This is a genomic window from Cohnella phaseoli, from assembly GCF_003386235.1.
Taxonomy (GTDB): domain Bacteria; phylum Bacillota; class Bacilli; order Paenibacillales; family Paenibacillaceae; genus Cohnella; species Cohnella phaseoli.
Window position 1 is genome coordinate 113142 of record NZ_QRDZ01000027.1, and the last position, 19777, is coordinate 132918.

At 52.1% G+C, this 19777-nt stretch carries 11 protein-coding genes; 7 read left to right on the forward strand and 4 right to left on the reverse strand.

Annotated elements, in window-relative coordinates:
- Window positions 1-16 precede the first annotated feature (16 nt).
- Window positions 17-1438, reverse strand: coding sequence for a MocR-like pyridoxine biosynthesis transcription factor PdxR (pdxR, locus tag DFP98_RS27800; RefSeq protein ID WP_116063901.1), 1422 nt, complete (start codon window positions 1436-1438; stop codon window positions 17-19).
- Between the two features lie 126 nt (window positions 1439-1564).
- Here pdxR and DFP98_RS27805 point away from each other — a divergent pair, with 126 nt between their 5' ends.
- Window positions 1565-2293, forward strand: a complete 729-nt coding sequence (locus DFP98_RS27805; protein WP_116063902.1) for a proline dehydrogenase family protein — start codon at window positions 1565-1567, stop codon at window positions 2291-2293.
- 22 nt (window positions 2294-2315) lie between these two features.
- Here DFP98_RS27805 and DFP98_RS27810 read toward each other — a convergent pair whose 3' ends face one another.
- From DFP98_RS27810 to nirB, 3 genes are read right to left on the reverse strand one after another with little or no spacing between them, the layout of a single operon-like run.
- Window positions 2316-3143, reverse strand: coding sequence for a formate/nitrite transporter family protein (locus DFP98_RS27810; protein WP_116063903.1), 828 nt, complete (start codon window positions 3141-3143; stop codon window positions 2316-2318).
- 30 nt (window positions 3144-3173) lie between these two features.
- Entirely contained in the window at window positions 3174-3497 is a 324-nt protein-coding gene (gene nirD / locus DFP98_RS27815; protein WP_116063904.1) for a nitrite reductase small subunit NirD, read from the reverse strand.
- A 2-nt stretch (window positions 3498-3499) separates the two neighbouring features.
- On the reverse strand, window positions 3500-5905 hold the full coding sequence (nirB, locus tag DFP98_RS27820) for a nitrite reductase large subunit NirB (RefSeq protein ID WP_116063905.1): 2406 nt from the start codon (window positions 5903-5905) through the stop codon (window positions 3500-3502).
- A 213-nt stretch (window positions 5906-6118) separates the two neighbouring features.
- On the opposite strand from nirB, the gene DFP98_RS27825 reads away from it, so the two are divergent.
- The 6 genes from DFP98_RS27825 to DFP98_RS27850 all read left to right on the forward strand — a co-directional run bounded on the left by DFP98_RS27825 (window position 6119) and on the right by DFP98_RS27850 (window position 19722).
- Window positions 6119-7267 (forward strand): response regulator, encoded by a 1149-nt coding sequence (locus tag DFP98_RS27825; RefSeq protein ID WP_116063906.1) that lies wholly within the window; start codon window positions 6119-6121, stop codon window positions 7265-7267.
- 52 nt (window positions 7268-7319) lie between these two features.
- On the forward strand, window positions 7320-10436 hold the full coding sequence (locus DFP98_RS27830; protein WP_116063907.1) for a hybrid sensor histidine kinase/response regulator: 3117 nt from the start codon (window positions 7320-7322) through the stop codon (window positions 10434-10436).
- A 524-nt stretch (window positions 10437-10960) separates the two neighbouring features.
- Window positions 10961-16879 carry a DUF7601 domain-containing protein gene (locus DFP98_RS27835; RefSeq protein ID WP_116063923.1) on the forward strand — a complete coding sequence of 1973 codons (5919 nt, stop codon included), beginning with the start codon at window positions 10961-10963 and terminating at the stop codon, window positions 16877-16879.
- 19 nt (window positions 16880-16898) lie between these two features.
- A complete protein-coding gene (gene srtB / locus DFP98_RS27840; RefSeq protein ID WP_116063908.1) occupies window positions 16899-17678 on the forward strand; it encodes a class B sortase in 780 nt (259 codons plus the stop codon).
- A gap of 256 nt (window positions 17679-17934) precedes the next feature.
- Window positions 17935-18858 (forward strand): carbohydrate ABC transporter permease, encoded by a 924-nt coding sequence (locus tag DFP98_RS27845; protein ID WP_116063909.1) that lies wholly within the window; start codon window positions 17935-17937, stop codon window positions 18856-18858.
- Window positions 18859-18879: 21 nt separating this feature from the next.
- Window positions 18880-19722 carry a carbohydrate ABC transporter permease gene (locus tag DFP98_RS27850; RefSeq protein ID WP_116063910.1) on the forward strand — a complete coding sequence of 281 codons (843 nt, stop codon included), beginning with the start codon at window positions 18880-18882 and terminating at the stop codon, window positions 19720-19722.
- Window positions 19723-19777 lie beyond the last annotated feature (55 nt).

The window sequence follows — 19777 nt, forward strand, 5'->3', positions numbered from 1 at the left end:
CATTCTGGGCAACTATTTATTCTTTCTTCAAAGATGCACTTAATCTTCGAATCCCTTCTTCTATTCTGCTTTCAGATAAATTCCCGTACCCGATAATGATCCGGTGCCTTTGGACGTCCCGCCGGAAGGCATGAACGGCAACCGGATAGACTCTGACGCCATTTTCTTCGATGACGGAAAGGAGCTCCGGCGTAAAAGAGATCCCGGCGAATTCAGCGATCAGATGGATGCCGGTGGAATGGCCGAGAATGCGCACAGCGTCTCCGAACGAATGGCGCAGCTGCCGAATGAGGAAGTCTCGGCGCTTGCGGTAAAGCTTTTTCATCTTCGCGATGTGTCGGTCCAGGTAGCCTTCTTCGATGAATTCGGCAAGGATAAGCTGCTCCAACGACGGCGTGTGGAGGTCGGTGAGCCATTTCAAACCCCGAGCACGTTCGATAAGAGAAGCAGGGAGGACGATGTAGCCCATACGAAGCGCCGGGGACAAAATTTTACTGAACGTGCCGATGTAGACGACGCGCTCCGGATCGAGCCCTTGCAGAGAGCTGACGGGTGCGCCCTCGTAACGAAATTCGCTGTCGTAATCGTCTTCGACGATGTAGCTTCCGGTTCTGGCCGCATACTGGATGAGCTGGACCCGCCGCTGGATCGGGAGTAGGCCCCCGATCGGAAATTGGTGGGACGGCGTGACGTAAACGAACTTGGGGCTGATGTCTGAAGGCAGGAGGTCGGTGATCATACCCGAATCGTCGACAGGAATCGGATGAAGCTTCGCCCCGGGAAGCGAGAACATCGTATGGATATCGGAGGTGATCGGATCTTCCACCAAGACATCCGACTTTCCGTTCAGCAGCAGCTTGGCGACTAATGAAATCGCCTGCGTGGCGCCGGTCGTCACCAGAAGCTGTTCCGGTTCGCAGACGACTCCCCTGGACCTGCGCAAGTATCGGGCGAGTACGCCGCGAAGCTCGTGCCGTCCTTCCGGTCGGCCGTAGCCGAACGCTTCGGGCGAAGCTTCCGTGCAAATCCGTTTGGCTAGATCTCCCCATAGCTTCTTCGGAAACAGATCGAGAGCGGGAATGCCGTGGCGAAAATCGACCAGATCCGGATTGACGAGACCATCTCTTATAAGCGGCTGCGAATCGTGCGGGACAGATCGGGCGGCCGGAACGGATGGCTCGATAAGCGGCAGAAGGGTGCCCTCGGCGACGAACGTTCCCGAACCGCGGCGGCCTTCGATGTAGCCTTCGGCGAGCAACTGCTCGTAAGCCTCCACGATAACCGTCCGGGACACCTGCAGGCTGGATGCCAAATCACGCGTACTGGGAAGCTGATCTCCTCCTTGAAGCTCCCCGTGCAAGATCCTCTGGCGGAAGGCCTCGTAAATTTGTCTGAACAGGGGCGTCCCGGAAGTTCGATCGATCGCCGTCCACATCATTTCTCTTCTCCTTCGTGCAAAGTGGTATGGTCAAAAATGCGTTCAAGTGATCCTGTTACAGTCCACTTTAACACGGTACATTAGGACTGGGAAGTTGGAAAAAGAGAAGAAGGGGAGAAGACGGGAATGAAGCATTTGCCGAGGGGAACCATTGTCGGGACGAAGCGGGAGGATGCCGTCTGCGAAGCGGTTCGGTTAACATACAGAGGCTACGGGGTATCGTTGGCTTATATCGGAGAAGAAGCCAAAGGCTTGCGGGAGTACGTCGAAACGAAGAAAGAGCTGAGAAGACTCATCGATATGCTGGGAATCGCCGGGAGGTCGGCGACGCTCCTGCTGGAGCTATCTCGAATCGGCATGGGCGTCGACGACGAGCTTGCCTTTCGGCAGCTTGTAGACTTGATCCGGGAGGCGGCTTTGTACGGTATAACGATCATGATTAACGCGGAGGGGGCTGAACTTGCGGACAGTCTTTTGGACGCTTACAAGAGAGCCGCCAGGCTTTATCCGAGCGTCGGCATTACGCTGCGGGCGGATTTCCGGCGTTCGGAGGCCGACTTGGCCGAGATTATACCGTTCTCCGGCCGAATCCGTCTCGTGGAAGGAGACCGGAAGGACTCGGCCGCTTACCATCGGCTGGCACGCAAGGCAATCGCCTCGGGCCGCCTCGTTTCACTGGTTGCTCATAACGAGGCCGTCTACCGCGATGACCGGATTCTAGGCTTGCAGTCGGCCTTGAACGCGGAAATCGAACTGCCGCGCGAGATGTGTCCCGATCTGCTGGACGAAGCGAAGAACGCCGGATACCGGCTAAGGATACAAGTCGCTTACGGGCTGCCGGGCTTGAATCGGTAGCCTGCTGCGTGTGCGAGATCGCTCACAGGTTCGCAGCTTTCTTCGGTTGGTTCGGAGTAAGCTCAACCGACTCGCTTTTCCGAACCGGGGAAATTCTCCAATAAGCCAGACCAACGAATAAGATACCGCCAACCATATTGCCAAGCGTTACGGGAAACATATTATGCAACCAGCCGGCGGCAGTAACCGCCTCGGGATGCTGCGGCAAGATCAGCGCAACGCTGAGCAAGGTCATATTCGCCACGCTATGTTCATAGCCGCTGGCAATAAAGGCGAACAAGCACCACCAGATGGCGAACATTTTGGCTCCTTCGCTTTTCAGCTTTATGCTCATCCAGACGGCAAGACATACGAGCCAGTTACAAAGAATGCCGCGGAAAAACAATTCCGTAAACGGAGCGTTCATCTTTTTCGCTGCGGCCGTAAAGACTAGATGTTCCGGCGGCACGGCGTTGAACAGTCCCGAGCCCTTTACAAGCAAGGCGAATACAACCGCTCCCGCCAAATTTCCGATAAATACAATAAGCCAGTTGATCCATGTCTCTTTCATAGTTGTTTTGCCTGCCAGCGTACTGATCGTAAAAACCATATTGTTCCCTGTAAACAATTCCGCTCCTGCGATAATGACCAGGGTCAAGGCAATCCCAAAGCTTGCCCCCATCACTAACGGCTGAAAGGGGGAACCGGATTGGGCCAGCGGCGCTCCCAAGGTGAAGATAAGTATAATTCCGAAACCGACATAAGCTCCCGCAAGCATGGTCGCAATGAAGTAGCCCAGCTTCTCTCGCTTCATATAGTTTGCTTTAGCGACGCCTACCTCCACAATCGCTTCAACATTTTGCTTAAACATCGCTATCTCCCTCCCATGGGAAGACGAATTTTATACCAGCACGTAAACCTTATCTTCTTCAACGAGAGTATCGTAGGTGGCCACACAGCCGTCGTCCGGCTCCTGGACCTTGCCGTCGATCAAGGACACTTTGTATTCGTGCAGCGGACAGAACACATACTCGCCGGCCACGATTCCTTCGGCAAGCGGCCCCTGCTTGTGCGGGCAAGCTCCGCCAATCGCTTTGATTCGATCGTCGGATAAGCGAAATACGGCAATTTTAAGGCCATCTACCACTATTTCGCGACCAATGCGGGGCGGCAGTTCGGCGAAGTTGGCGACAAACACCTTTTGTTTGACTTGAGTTGTTCCCATCCTTATCCTCTCCCTACTGTATAAAGCTCTTGTTCTTTATGCTCATTGCTGCGAATTTCCGTCCACGGGTCTTTGCGTTTGCCGGCTACGGCCGCATCCAGCTCCGCTAGCAAAGCTTTGCTTTGCTCAGGGTTCAGCAGCACGGACTTGACATGCTCAAAGCCAAGTCGCTCCAGCCATGGCGCAGTACGTTCGGCGTAATTGCCTGTCTTCCTGTAGTATTGCAGCATGGCGCCGCACAGATCGATAACCTCCTGCTCCGTCTCAACCGTGGTCAGGAGCGTGGCCTCCTTCACTTCCGTACCGCCGTTGCCGCCGATATAAATCTGGAAGCCGTTTTCTACGCCGATGACGCCAAAGTCCTTAACTCCGCTTTCCACGCAGCTGCGCGGGCAAGCCGATACGCCCATCTTGAATTTGTGCGGGGTGTCGATGTACTCGTAACGCTCCTCCAGCTTAATGCCCAGCCCCATGGAGTCCTGCGTGCCAAAGCGGCAGAAGTTGGCGCCTACGCATGTTTTCACGGAACGAACGGCTTTGGCGTAGGCGGAAGCGGAGGTCATGTCCAACTCTTCCCACATAGCCGGTAAATCCTCTTTATTTACACCGTACAGGCCAATGCGCTGACTACCCGTTACTTTGACAAGAGGCACATTGTATTTTTCTGCCACCTGCGCAATTTTCAACAGCTGCTGCGGCGTCGTTTTGCCGCCTCTCATCCTAGGAATGACCGAGAAGCTGCCGTTCTTCTGGATATTGCCATGCATGCGTTCATTAACATAACGGGACTCTTTTTCATCCTGATGCTCATTAGGGAAGGTAACATTAAGATAGAAATTAATCGCCGGACGACATTTCGAGCAGCCCTCGGCATTGCGGAAGCCCAACTCGCGGAAGACGTCCTTCGATGTTTTCAGACCCTTCTCGTGAATTTGCAGGACAATGTCGTCCCTGGTCAGATCCGTACAGCCGCAAATGCCCGTCGGCGCAAGCGCAACCTTGTCGCCCAGGACGTGCGAGAGCAGCTCGCCGATCATCGGCTTGCATTTGCCGCAGGAGTTGCCCGCTTTCGTACAGCGAACAACGTCGGCCACGGATGTTAATTGCTGCGCGTGGATCGCATTGACGATGGTTCCCTTCGTGACGCCGTTGCAGCCGCATACGGTATCGGTATCGTCCCATTGCGCTACGCTTGCTCCGGCTTCTTCGTCGGCGGCCGCCAGCAGCGTTACGGGATTCAGGGCGGCAATATCGGTCCCGTTCCGCAGCATTTTATAGTAGCGATTCTCTTCGGACGTATCGCCGTACAGCACGATGCCGACAATGCGATTATCCCGAATAAACAGCTTCTTGTAGCTGTTGTTTAAGCCGTTATAAGCCTCAATGCCCTTTACGTCGTCGCTCTCCCGGATGATGCCCGCCGAGAACAGATCGCAGCCGGACACTTTTAACGAAGTGGACACCGTACTGCCTTTATAGCCGTCCGTTGGGCGGTGTGCGAGCAGGTCGGCCAGCACCTTCCCTTGCTCATACAGCGGAGCGACCAGGCCGTAGATCGTTTTATTATGCTGTGCGCATTCGCCTACCGCATACACGTCCGCCGCGCTTGTGGCCATGAAGTCGTCAACGACGATTCCTCGCTCGACATGCAGCCCCGCGTCCTTGGCCAGCCCGGTCACCGGCCGGATGCCGACCGCCATAATGACCAAATCCGCCTCTAGAGTGCTGCCGTCGCTGAATTCAAGGCCTTCCACTCTGCTCGTTCCCAGTATGCGGGTCGTTTTTTTCTCCATTAGAAAGCGAATGCCCTGTTTCTCCAAATCCTTCTTCAATAAATTTCCGGCTGGTTCGTTCAACTGCGTTTCCATTAGCCATTTTTCCAAGTGAACGACCGTGACCTCCATGCCTTGATCGACGAGGCCTTTCGCCGCTTCAAGCCCTAGCAAGCCGCCTCCGATCACTGCAGCCCGCTTATATTGCTTGGCTTGTTCGATCATTTGCAGCGTGTCGTCAATGGTGCGGAAGCCCAACACGCCCGCCAGCTCCGCGCCCTCGATGGGCAGAATAAAAGACCTGGACCCTGTGGCGATAATACATTTGTCATAATGGATACATTGGCCATCGGCCGTAACGACTTGTTTGGCTTGCGGGTCCAGCCTGATCGCCGGATCGTGGTGGATAAGCGTAATGCCGTTATCCTCGTACCATTGCAGCGGATTCGTAACGATTTCATCCACTGTCATCTTCTTTTGCAGGACATTGGACAGCATAATGCGGTTGTAATTCGTATAGGTTTCTTCGCCGATAATCGTAATCTCGTATTGATGGGAGTTCCGCTCCAGTATTTCTTCAATCGTTCTCACGCCGGCCATGCCGTTGCCGATTATAAGCAGTTTCTTTTTTGTCATAGGGCTCCTCCTGTTGTGAAAATTTTCACTTATATATTGTGAATGTTTTCACTTTCTATACGATCATCGTATCATGATTCATGGATTTCGTGTATCAGGGAATTCCCTGAAAAATGTGTTATTAGTCCCGGGGATCTACGACCCTGCCCGGATGCGACTTGATAATGGTATAATATTCCCTACCAACATCGATCCGGGCGGGGTGGAACCATCATGAAAATCATATTGGTCGACGACGAGCCGCTAGCGCTATTCCGGCTTCGGCGGGCGCTTGAACGCGAGAGCGAAGAGGTGGACATCGCAGCGGAGTATACCGATCCGAACGAGGTCGCTGCAGGCGTGATGGAGCATCGTCCCGATGTGGTATTTCTGGACATTCATATGCCGGAGATAGACGGGCTAAAGCTGGGAAGGCGACTGCAGGCCGTCGTTCCCGGCATCGAGATCGTATTTGTGACAGGCTACGACCGATATGCGGTGAAAGCTTTCGAGCTATATGCGCTGGATTATGTGATGAAGCCCGTGCAGCCGGACCGATTGCGCCAGACGCTCCAACGAGTGGAAGAGAAGTTGCGGATTAAGAAAGCTAGGCCAATGCCGGATGGTCATTCGCCGATCATCCGCTGCTTCGGGCAGATCCGGTTCCAGCTTCCCGGTCGGGAAGCGCAGCTGGCGAAGTGGCGAACGAGCAAGGCGCTTGAACTGTTCTCGTATTTGCTTCATCACTGGAATCGGATGGTGAATCGGGGAACGCTTCTTGAACTGCTGTGGCCGGAGGTTGAGGCCGCCAAGGCTGCGCAGCATCTCTATACGGCGATTTATCATATTCGTCAAACGTTGAGAGCCTGTAAAATAGATGGAGTCGTTTCGATTCGCGTGGGGGAATTGGAAGCGGGTTACCGATTGGACATCGGCAGCGCCTGCGTGGAGTCGGAGGCTTGGGAGCACCGGCTTCGACAACTGGATGCGTTGACGGGGGATAATGCCGCGGAGCACGAAAGCGTGCTATCCGCCTACACGGGAGATTATCTCGGCGATCACGACTATCTATGGGCAGAGCATGAACGCGAGCGTCTCCGGGTATTGTGGCAGCATCAAATGAAGAAGCTGGGAGAGTTTTACGAGCAAACGAACCTTTTCGCGAAAGCCGTGGAAGTTCATCGCAGTCTTCAAGACATATGCCCGGAAAATGAGGACAGCTACTTCTCGTTAATGAAGCTCTACGACATGCTGAATCATCGCGGCGGCGTTGAGGAGCAGTATTGGCTGCTGTTAGAGAAGGTGGAGAAGGAGCAGGAGCTGCCGATCAGCGAGGAGATTGTTAACTGGTACGAACGCTGGAAATCGGAGAAAGTCGTGTAGCTGTGCATCTGAAAATAAAGGAATCCGACGAATTCTGTCGAAGGGTACCTTCATGAGACTATTCAACTCGTTGCAGCTTGCTTATCGCTATTTATTCTTCACAATATTATTTCTTTGCGCCCTGCTCGCCATGAGATGGGCTTGGTTGGAGTGGCTTCCGATCGACAAGTCGTTCCGAGCCTCCGACGGCGTCGTCGACCTGAGAGGCGTCGATTTGGCATCGACTCCCTTCACGCTGGACGGCGAGTGGGAATGGTATCCCCATCGATTGCTGACCGGCGGTCAGGCGGCGGAGGCCGGACAGGCTCAACGGATTCAGGTTCCGGGCAACTGGAAATCGGCCATGTCGTCCAATGAGGGCAACGCCTACGGATATGGGACCTATCGCTTGCGCATTCTGGTCGATCCCTTGGAACAGCCGATCGCGCTCTGGATCAAGAATATACAGGCTTCCTCGGAGGTCGAGATCAACGGAGCCGTATTGGGCGGCGCAGGGAAGGTAGCGGCGAGCGCCGGCGAGTACAAGCCGTATAATTCCTCGTACCGACTCTCCTATTCGGAGAAAGGCAGCACGGAGATCGAGCTGCTTATCCGTTCGTCAAACTACGATTCCCCCTTCTCCGGCGGGATTATGCGTTCCGTTCGCTTCGGCTCGGAGCGGGCCGTCAATTCGATCTATTATTACTCCCTCTGTTTTCAATTAATGATCGTTGTCATTATGTTCTTGCACGCGCTGTATATCGGTATCGTATACTTCTACAAGCGGAACGACAGCTTGTTGCTGGTCACGGGGCTGGTGTTCTTCCTTGTGGGAATAGCCGTCTTCAGCGGTCATGACAAAACGATGCTGCTCTGGCTTCCCCTCAACTATACCTGGTTAACCAAAATTCGTATTTCCGTGCTGCTCTGGCAAAATATATGTATTCTTCTTTTCTATCGCATGTTTGCAGGCTATTCTCCGCGCAGTCGCGGGCTTCGTATTTATTTGGTCTCTATTGCGATATTGACTGCAGTGGTGCTGGTGGCGCCGGTCTCGATTGCGAACAGCGTAACGGACACGCAGATTTTTCTTGCGGCATATTTGATTTCTTACATCTGGATCGGCTGGAGCGCAGTCGTCATGTTCATACGCAGGCAGGAGGATCGGGATTCGCGGTTGCTGCTGCTGACATGCGTCTGCATTCTGTTTAATCTGGCCTGGAGCATCGCGGATTCTTTCTCGGAAACGATGCATGTCTACTATCCGCTCGATCTTGCAGTAGCGGTCATCTTTTTCTCGGCATACTGGTTTCTGAGATATTTGCGCAATACCGATAAAATTAGCGACTTGTACGAGAAGCTGCAAATTTCGGATAAAATGAAGGATCGATTTCTGGCCAGCACCTCGCACGAGCTGCGAACGCCTTTACACGGCATTATGAATATTACGGGCAGCATCTACGCCAGAGAAAAGCACAAGCTGGAGGAAACCAGCCTCAGGGAGATGGAACTGGTAGGCACGGTCAGCAGGCGGATGTCTCGTCTATTGGACGACCTGCTAGATATCGCCCGACTTCAGGAGCATCAGGTCGTTCTTCGACCCGAGCCGGTAAGCGTGCAGGCGATTGTGCCGGGCATTCTGGCGATGTTGAAGCATATGGCGGAAGGCAAGCCGATCCGCTTGGAGATGAGGATAGACGATTCTGCGCCTCCGGTATGGGCGGACGAGAAGAGGTTTGTGCAGATTTTGTACAATCTGCTGCACAACGCGCTCAAATATACGGAGCAAGGCAGCGTTCGGGTCTCCTTGGAGACTGGTGAAGGCTATGCCGAGATTCAGGTGTCCGACACCGGCGCCGGTATGGATGAGGAGACGAAAGCGCGTATTTTCATGCCGTACGTTCAAGGAGATTATGGCATTCGCGACGGCAGAGGAATCGGACTTGGCCTAAGTATTTGCAAGCAGCTGGTCGAGCTGCACGGAAGCGGGCTGCAGCTTGACTCTGTGCAGGGACAGGGCTCGACTTTTCGATTCAGGCTGCCGCTCGCCGATGAGAAAGCAGCTTCGCCCCCTACCGATGAGGAGCTCTCGGAACGGGAGGTCGCCGCGTCGCAGCAGGCGATTGCCGTCATTCGCTATCCGGAAGAGAAGGAATACGGGACGATCGGAGATTCCTCGCTTCATCTGCTCTCGGACCGGGAGATTCGTATATTGGCCGTGGACGACGAACCGATCAACCTCAAGGTGCTCGAGGGCATCTTGTCGTCGGAGCCTTATATTCTGCAAACGGTTTGCTCCGGACAAGAGGCGTTGGAACTGCTGGAATCGGACAACTGGGATTTGCTGATCGCGGACGTCATGATGCCGGGAATGTCCGGGTATGAGCTGACGCAGAGAGTGAGGGAGCGGTATGCCGTATCGGAGCTTCCGGTGCTGCTGCTTACCGCGCGCAGCCAGCCGGCCGACATCTATACCGGTTTCCTGGCGGGCGCGAACGATTATATGACCAAGCCGGCGGATGCCGTGGAGTTGAGATATCGGATTCGGGCATTAATCTTACTGAAGCAATCGATTCAGGATCGCCTCCGGATCGAAGCGGCCTATCTACAGGCACAGATTCATCCGCACTTTCTGTTTAATACGTTGAACTCGCTCATGGCGCTTAGCGAGATAGATACGGAAAGAATGAGAGCGTTGGGAGACGCTTTTACCTCTTTCCTGCGAATCAGCTTCGATTACTTGAACACGGGCGAGACGGTTGATCTGGAGCATGAGCTGCAATTGGTTGAAGCTTACCTCTATATCGAGCAGGAGCGGTTTGGGGAAAAACTGAAAGTGATCCGCGAAGTCGAGCCTAAGCTTCGGGTGGAATTGCCGCCTCTGTCCATCCAGCCGCTCGTAGAGAATGCCGTTAAGCACGGCTTGCTAAGTCGGGTGGAGGGAGGCGAGCTGCGGTTGCGGATTGTTCGCTCAGATCATGGCATTCTGGTTGAAGTTAAGGACAACGGCATCGGCATGGATCCGGATAGAGCCGCCCGTTTGCTCCATTCCGCGCAAAAGGAGAAGGTTGGCGGCGTTGGTCTGGCGAACACGCATCACAGATTAACGCGTCTATACGGGAAGGGGCTGTCGATCGACAGTCGGCTCTGCGAAGGAACGACAGTATCGTTTGTTGTCCCGGAAAAATAATCCGGCAGACGAATTGATGGACTGCTCAGCAGGGGAGGAATTAAGCTCCCTTGTTGAGCGGTCTTTTTTGTCGCTATAGACTTTATAAGTTTGGACGACTCGAGTTCTTTCTTTCTGAGCTTTGTACGATAAATCGTACAACACCGCGGTTTTGTCGATCAATGTGTTCATGTATGCGATTTATCGTACAAAAATGCGGTGTTAGAAAGGTTTGGTTACTAGGTTTGTACGACAAATCGTACAATATGACCTCAGAAAAACGAAGAGGGATGAGTTTTGTACGGAATTTCATCTAAAGTTGGCGTGTAACGAAATGGCTTAATCACAGGAGAGATCAGATCACCTTTCGCACGCGATACTTGTCCGAAGGCCGCCGCAAGGCGTTTTTCTAATCACGGGGGGCTTGTAGAGTTTTTGTCTAGGTCGGGGTGATAGACTGAAAATAATCTGCGGAATAATGCCGTTCTTTGTCGTTTTTACGACTAAAAGAAGGCGGAAAAAGCGAAGGAGAGGATGAAATGAGGATGGCACGAAAACGAAACCTATCACGAAAACCAATCTTGTACAAGTCGGTGTTGTCCTTCTGTTTGGCGATCTTGCTGGCCTTGCAGACTGTGACTTTTACCGCTTCCGCGAATCAACTGGAAGAGCCTGAAATTACGGCTCCCGAGTCGTCGGTAACCGAGGCGGTGTATGGGGACCCGGAGGGGGTCCTTCCAATGATGCTGCGGGCGGGACCGGAGGATAAAACGACTATATTCATGGGAGCGAATTCAACTTTTCCGCTGGAAGTGAAGCAAAATAACGCTGTTGTTGACCCTGACGGCACAATCCAGGGTAGACAGCAATTTACGCTTAAGTCTGAAGGTCTCAAGGTGCCGGTGAATGGCGATGATCCTAATCCGACCAATGCTGATCCTGACCAATACATTCAGCAGGGCGACTGGATAGAGCTCAAAAGAGAAGTCTACTTCCAGGAAGTGGTCCTCCCGATAGCTACTAAAACCCTGAATGCACAAACAGAAATGGGCTCGAAAAAGCTTGGCACCGCCTATTTCACTGCGGGGAGCATTAGGATTGTTTTTGACGGAGATGCAAGTTTCTTCAACGGTGTCGGAAGAGCTGTTTCGTTCGGTTTTGAAACTACCGCCAATTCGGACTTGACTGGTTTGGACTATGGGGAAGCGAAGCCGATCCAAATTTTCGGGGGAGCTTACCAGCTCAAAAATCCGGATGTTACAGCGGCATACAGCATCAACTTGACCTCGCCTGGAATGGTCAAGTGGGATCAATATAGTTATCGCGGAATTCAACTCGCGCAATTTGTTGAAGGAGCAATAACTTGGCAGTCAACGGCGTCTTCTTTCGATCAGTTTGATAGCACGATCAAACTGTCGCTGGATGGGAAGACATTTTACACTGACCCTGCATCCTATAATACTGGCTCTGGTAATGTTCGCGGCATCTACGTGCCTGGTTCATTCAAAGTAAATGAAATTGAGGCAACCCCAAGCATTGGTGGGGACGGATCGCTGACTTATACTTTTCCTCCAGGAACCGGTGTGGATCCCAAGGTCGAATATAAAACATGGATTCCAAAGGAAGGCTATTATGTTGAGTACCGGAATCCGCCAGGCAATCTTGGTCGCAGCTATCGGGACATGCATGGCAAAGTGCAACTGAAACAGGACAACGATAAGTTGGTAGAGGCAGGTCTAGAGATTTCTTTTGCACCAGACTGGATTCAAGCCAGCGCTTCGTATGACCATGCCAATGAAATGATCACATGGAAAGTCGTTGTCAACCAATATAACAAAAAAGGTTTAAAGGACTTTACTATCACAAATGTACTTCCAACTGGGCTAGAGTTTACTTCAGCCACATGGCAGACATGGGTGGATAATGTTCCCTCTCAGGTAACATCAATTACACCCGACGTAAATGGTGTTTACTCTTTCGGCGAAATTAACGGTAAAGTGGAGCTAGTGATTAAAAGTAACGTGACAAGCGGATCTTATTTCAGGATCGATCCACGAGCCAATTGGAATCTGGTTACATCAGGCGGCATACAGGACAACGATGTGACGAGCGGTATAAGACCTGCTGCAGTGACAGACGAGGCGGTTGTCACCATCGGAGCACACACTTTTACAAAAGGTGGCTCTATTTCGACGGAAGATTTTAACCTCGGCAGCGTCACATGGACAGTTACCCTGACACCGCAATATGCTCTACCAGATGCAATAGTATATGATGTACTAGTGCATGGCGGAGATATGAGCGTCTTGGATAACGCTGTGGATGCAACCGGCGAGGTTAGTAAGGAAACGATTGCGAAAATCAAAGAAAATGTAAATGATGCGCAGTTATGGAAGCAGTACCATGCGGGTACTCTTAAGAGCTCAAACGGTTTGACGTTGAAGGCTATTCCTTTAACGGTAAACGGTGAAGTAGTGGCGGATCTGATCAAGGTGACCGGATACACCACCGACAATGCTGCATCCTTCAGTTTCCGTGCACTTGAGACCAACACGGACATCCTCTTTAGGCAGAATAATGAGACAGGGAAAGCACGTTGGAATCGGGCTTTGCTCTTTGACGGGGGAACCGTAAAATCAGCGCAAAACTCTGTCAATCTTCATGTGCGTATGTTGAACAAGGATATGCTCTTTGCGTCGAAGCCGTTGAAGATAGATGGTACGCCTGAGAACGTTGCTCCAAATAACGTTAGCAGCTACATTCGAAACGATAGCAATGAGGCATGGACGATTTCCGCTTACGACCGGACGACCAAGACGGTGACCTTCAGGCTCTCGGTGAATATGCCGGGGTACAACACGGAGGAGATGGCTAAGGCTGGCGGTAATCGGGTCATTAGCAATATCAGACTGGTGGATTCGCTGCCAAAGGACTGGGAATTTGTTCCTTTTCCCGAAGGGGAAGATTTTGAACTGTGGGAAGGCTCTTCGGACAATGGTTCGGGTAAAGAATATGGTACTAGAAACGATGCCCAAAAAATTATTGAGCCAGGCACTAATGCTCATGTAGTCAGCTTTGCTAAAAATGGCAATGTGGGGACGTTTACTTTTTCCAAGCTGGAAAGTCCTTATGTCATTCTGGTCAAGGCCAGACCTTCCAATGCGGCATTGGAGAAATACTTGGAGGAATACACGACAAACGGAACAACAAAGCAAGTTGTGTATAACCAAGCCGCCCTTCATATGACATGGGGCGGAGTGGAAAAGGTCCTCACCGAACAGCGTAAGGTCATTGTACCGGTTCAGGCGCTGGGCAAGTCGGTAACCAAACCATTTCCGGGCGTGCTGGAATGGACGGTGAACTACTATCCGCCATATAACATGGAGCAAGGCGTTTATTTGGAGGACACAATTGGGGCAGGTATGAACCTGCGCAAGGATGAAAGCGGCAAGCCCGTACTGACGGCGCCTAGTATGGCGATCTACCGTGCCCAATTGACTGCTAGCGGTGCTCTGGAAAGAGAAGGCGCAGCTTTGGATCTAAGTGACCCGAACGCTGAAGTTAAAGTGGAAGCTGCACCAGGTGGGGATGGTACGACAGTACTAAAGTTCATAATGATCGATCCGAATCAGCTCTACCAATTTGTGTACCAGACCGAGGTTGACCCTTCCAAGGCCAAAGCCGGGGACAAGATGGGCAACGAGGTCAAACTGATGGGCGATGACAAGCTGAAATCTGTCAGCGCTAAGAGCGAGAGCACGCTGGATAGTACAGACGTAGCAGGTGCGTCCAGCTCCAATGCCCTGCTGTCTTTAAAAAAGGTAGACCCTGACGGAAAGCCGCTTCAAGGCGTAGAATATACGCTGTACAAGAAGGATGGCGGTACGCAAGTCGCCAATGGAACCACAGGTGTAGACGGCAAGCTAAACCTATTGTTCCCGGATCCGGGTTATTACGAACTGAAGGAAACCGCCATTGATCCAGATACCCGACTTCCGATCACCCATGTGTATCAGGTGTATGTAGGAAATACGCCGGGTAAACCGATCTGGGTAGACGGCATCAAAGTAACTCAGGATAATCCGCTCGTTGTCCCTACACCTGCCACAGGCAAGCTGACGATCAGCAACCAGGTAACGGGCAATGGCGGGGACAAGGACAATGAGTTTGAGTACACGATCATCTTTGACGGAGTGGGCAAGGAAGGCAGCTATAAATGCACGTTGCCTGACGGCAAGGCCGGATTAATCAAGTCAGGTGATACCTTCAAGCTCAAAGACGGCCAAACACTGGTAATTCCGAAATTGATTGAAGGTCTGACCTACAAGGTCACTCAGAATGGATATACCGTCGATAACTATATCACTACGCCGAACACTTACTTATACGAAGGAACCATTGATAAGAATGGAGATCACAAAGCGGACTTCGTCAATGATCGGACCGTCAACAAGTTGACTATCAACAATACGGTCATGGGCAATGGCGGCGACAAGACGAAGGAGTTCAAGTATACCGTAACTTTTGAGGGCACAGGCAAAGACGGAAGCTATTCGTATATGAAGAATGGCAACACGGGAGCGGACAAAATTCAATCCGGTTACACTTTCAAGCTCAAGGACGGAGAGACACTGGATATTTTGGATCTGCCTAAGGATCTGAAATACACCGTGACTCAGACAAGCTATACAAATGAGGAATATGTGACCACCCCTACATTGTTGGCTGAGGGAGTCATGAAAGGCACGGATGAGCAAGCCCTATTCACGAACACGCGAGTGGTGAACGGCGGTCTGCTCATCAGTAACACGGTTAAAGGTAAAGATGACGACAAGCAGAAGCTGTTCAAGTACACTGTTCTCTTCTCAGGCGAGGGAGCGGACGGCTCCTACTCCTATGAGAAGTCGGACGGCAGCACGGGTACGATCAAGAGCGGAGATCCCTTCGAGCTTTCAGATGGTCAGACGTTCGTTATTCAAGGACTTCCAACACATCTCCAGTATAAGGTGACCCAAGTTGATTATACGAACGACGGCTATGTGACGGATCCTGAAAACTTCATTCGCACAGGAACGATTCCGGAGAAAATAGCGGCAGAAGCACACTTTGTCAATACCCGTCCATATTTGGAAGGCGTGCTGCGCGACAATAACACAGGTGAAGTCATTCAGAATGCGGAAATCATAGTAACGAATGTGCAGACAGGCGAGAAGCAGACGATCCAGACGGACAAGAATGGTGAATATTCGATCCCTGCCAATGCGGATACCGATTATACGATCACGTACACGAAGGTGTATCATGTAGGCGGGAAGGATGTCTCTATCGAGTTCACGCAAAAAGCGAATGTGGACAGCGGCGTGACGGAGGAGACCGTTCCTGCGGATATTACCGCAGTAGGGATTGTTATGTTCAAGCAGTTGGATAAATCAACAACGTTGTTCGACAGCTCCGTTACCAAGGATATGTATATCTATTTGAAGGATAAGGACGGCAATTATATTGAAGAGAACGGCCAGCCCAAGGCGTTCCCACTGGCTTCGGACGGTACTTTCTCTGTAGAAGGTCTAAGCGAGCAGAAGTATACGATGGAAGTTCGCTATAAGGCTGAGGACGGCCAGGTGCTGCTCTTCAAAGTGACACAACTGGACGTGAAAGCCAACGGAGAATTGAATATTTCCGAGGAATTGGTAGACCCTTACGGTACTGTGTATGACGAGACGACCGGAAATGCAGTCACCGGCAAGAGGATTGAAGGAGCCACCGTGACACTCTACTATGCGGATACGCCGCGAAATAGAGCTAACGGCCGCAATCCGGGCGATAAAGTAAAGCTGCCACCGGTTCCAAATTTTCCGCCGCGCGACAACGAGAGCCCGGATCAGGAAAGCGACGCTAACGGCTTCTATGCATTCATGGTGTTTCCTGAAGCGGATTACTATCTTGTTGTAACGAAGGACGGGTACGAGAAGCACACGAGCAAAACGATCGGCGTTGATTTCGATATCGTCAGATACGATGTGCCCATGAAGCCGATTAGCAGCAATACAGGCGGTAACACTGGCAACAACCCCGGAACCGACGGCGGCAACCCGCCTGGCGGCAACAACGGAACCGACAATGGCAACCCACCTGGCGGCGACAACAATGGAACCGACAATGGCAATCCGCCTGGCAGCGACAACGGAACCGACAATGGCAATCCGCCTGGCGGCGACAACAATGGAACCGACAACGGCAATCCGCCTGGCGGCAACAACGGAACCGACAACGGTAACCCGCCTGACGGCAACAACGGATCCGGCAAGGGAATTGATGCCAGGCCGCCTGAAGATGACGAGCTGGACAACGTTCCGAAAACAGGAGACAGCGGCGCATCTTCGACCTTCTACATGGCGCTGGCGCTGATTGCTTTGATCGGACTCCTAATCGCAATACCATTCAGAAAGAAAAAGATCAACTAATGCGGGGCGGCGATAAGAGATGACAAAAACAAAAAAAGTTCTTATCGCCTTTTCCGTTCTTTTGCTGGTCTTTGCATTGGCAGGCCTCGCGAGGAATCTCATACGGGATTATCAGGCACAGAAACAGATCGACGAGCTGACGCGGCAGTTGGAGCAAACGAGATCGGATACGGGTGGGGAGGTTCAAATACCCCCGCTTTCTATCAAGCAGGCAAGCAAGCCGGTCATACTTCCGGAGTATCGGGAGCTCTACGAGCGAAACTCGGACATGATCGGTTGGCTAACCATTGATAACACCCGGATCGACTATCCGGTCATGCAAAACCCGCAGGACGCTGAGTACTATCTGGATCATGACTTCGATAAGAAGGAAAACCAAAACGGGCTGCCCTTTCTGGACGCCCAGAACCGGATAGAAGAATCGGACATTCTACTGCTTCACGGTCATAACATGAAAAGTGGCCTAATGTTTGCGGATTTACTGAATTACAAAAAAGAAAGCTACTATAAGGAGCATTCTACGATCCAGTTCAACACCCTTTACGAGAAGGCGGAATACGAGATTGTGGCCGTTATTCTCTCAGAGGTTTATCGCAAATCGGACGATGTCTTCAAGTACTATCAGGTTGAGAAGGTAGGAACCCCCGATGAGTTCGCTTCCTATGTTGAAAACATAAAAAAACTCGCGCTTTATGATACGGGTGTGACCGCCCAGTACGGCGATCGACTTATTGTACTGTCTACCTGCGAATACTCATCCGAAAACGGTCGGTTAGCAGTGGTCGCCCGTATGCGTTAAATCGGATCGCAAGACGGCTGAAAACAACCGAACTGATCGACAAGTAACCCCCTCGAACCAGGGCTCCCAACAACCATTGACGACGATCTCAGTCGTCGATGGTTGTTTTTTTATCGCTAGCTCCTCCCTGTACCTTCAACTTCGTATATATCCGTTACAAATTATAGATTTCTCTTATTTAGACGAGCCGGCCCGCTGGCTAAAATGAACTTATTCGATGGAGGGAAATGGACCGAAGAAAGGAAGTGTGTGCGCTATGGCAGTAAAATCGGAGTCGGCCCCTAAGGCCGGCGGAGGCCGCAAGCTGAACAAGCATGCGGAATCCGTGTGGGGATACGCGTTTATCTCGCCGTGGTTGATCGGATTTTTGGCGTTGGCCCTGTGGCCGATGCTTCAATCGCTGTACTACTCCTTAAACCACTATAATTTGCTGGAATCGCCCAAATGGGCGGGGATGGCGAACTATCGCGAAATTTTTATGGAAGATCAAACGTTCGTGCAAGCTATTAAGGTTACTTTTACCTATGTGGTGCTGTCCGTTCCGCTTAAGCTGATCTTCGCTCTGCTGGTGGCCATGCTCCTTTACAAGGCGATCCGCGGCATGACGCTGTTTCGCGCGATTTTCTACTTGCCGTCTCTGGTCGGGGGCAGCGTGGCGATCGCGGCGATCTGGCGGAATTTGTTCGGTATCGACGGCATCGTGAACAAGGCGCTCTCGCTGATCGGTATTCCCGCGACGGACTGGATCAATTTGCCGACCACCTCACTGTATACGCTCGTCATGCTGGCGGTGTGGCAGTTCGGTTCTTCAATGGTCATTTTCCTGGCGGGATTAAAGCAAATTCCGAAGGATCTGTACGAATCCGCCTCGGTGGACGGGGCGTCGAGGATACGAACCTTCTTTAGAATTACGCTGCCGATGCTGACTCCGATTATTTTGTTCAACCTTGTCATGCAGACGATCGGAAGCTTCCAGATGTTCACCCAAGCGTTCGTCGTCACGCAGGGCGGGCCGATCAACTCGACCCTGGTATACGCGCTCTACTTGTACCAGAAAGCTTTCGCCTATTTCGATATGGGCTATGCGAGCGCGTTGGCGTGGGTGCTGCTCATTCTGATCGCCCTGTCGACATGGATCATCTTTGGAAGCTCCCGGCGTTGGGTACATTATGAAAATTAATCCGAAAGGAGAGAACCTCCGATGACTTTGATCGCCAACAAGTACAAGCTCTTGTCCCGTTACGCGGTGCTGATCGCAGGCAGCTTCCTGATGATCTATCCGATCCTGTGGCTGGTCGGCAGCTCGCTCAAGACGAACGAGGAAATTCCGCTAGCGAACTTGATTCCGTCTACGCTGCGCTGGGCTAACTTTGCCGAGGGGTGGACGGCGATTTCCGGCTTCTCGTTCGGCCACTTTTTCTACAATTCGTTTTTTGTCGCGGGCCTGTCGGTCGTCGGAACGGTACTCTCGAGCGCAGTCGTCGCGTTCGGCTTTGCCCGTCTCCACTTTCCGTTAAAAAGCTTATGGTTCGGCATCCTCATGCTGACGCTAATGCTCCCGACGCAAGTGACGCTGGTGCCGCAATACGTTCTGTTCAAAAATCTGGATTGGGTCGGGACGACGCTGCCTCTGATCGTTCCGCACTTTCTGGCGGTCAGCCCGTTCTTCGTCTTCCTGGTCGTCCAATTCATTCGCGGCATCCCGAAGGATCTCGACGAATCGGCCAAGATCGACGGCTGCTCGATGCTCGGGATCGCGTTTCGAATCGTGCTGCCGCTGTGCATGCCTGCGCTCATCACGACGGCGCTGTTCAGCTTCATCTGGACATGGGACGATTTTCTAGGGCAAATGATTTATTTGACGGACACGGCCAAATATACGGTTCCACTGGCACTCCGGCTGTTTCTCGACAATTCCTCGGCCGTGACATGGGGGCCGATGTACGCCATGTCGGTACTGTCCGTCATTCCGAGCTTCGTTCTGTTCCTGGTGTCCCAGAAGTATTTCGTGGAAGGGATCGCGACGACGGGGATCAAAGGCTAATGACGCTTGTACAACCGGATATCGCGGCTTATGCTAAGGTTAATAACAACCTGGG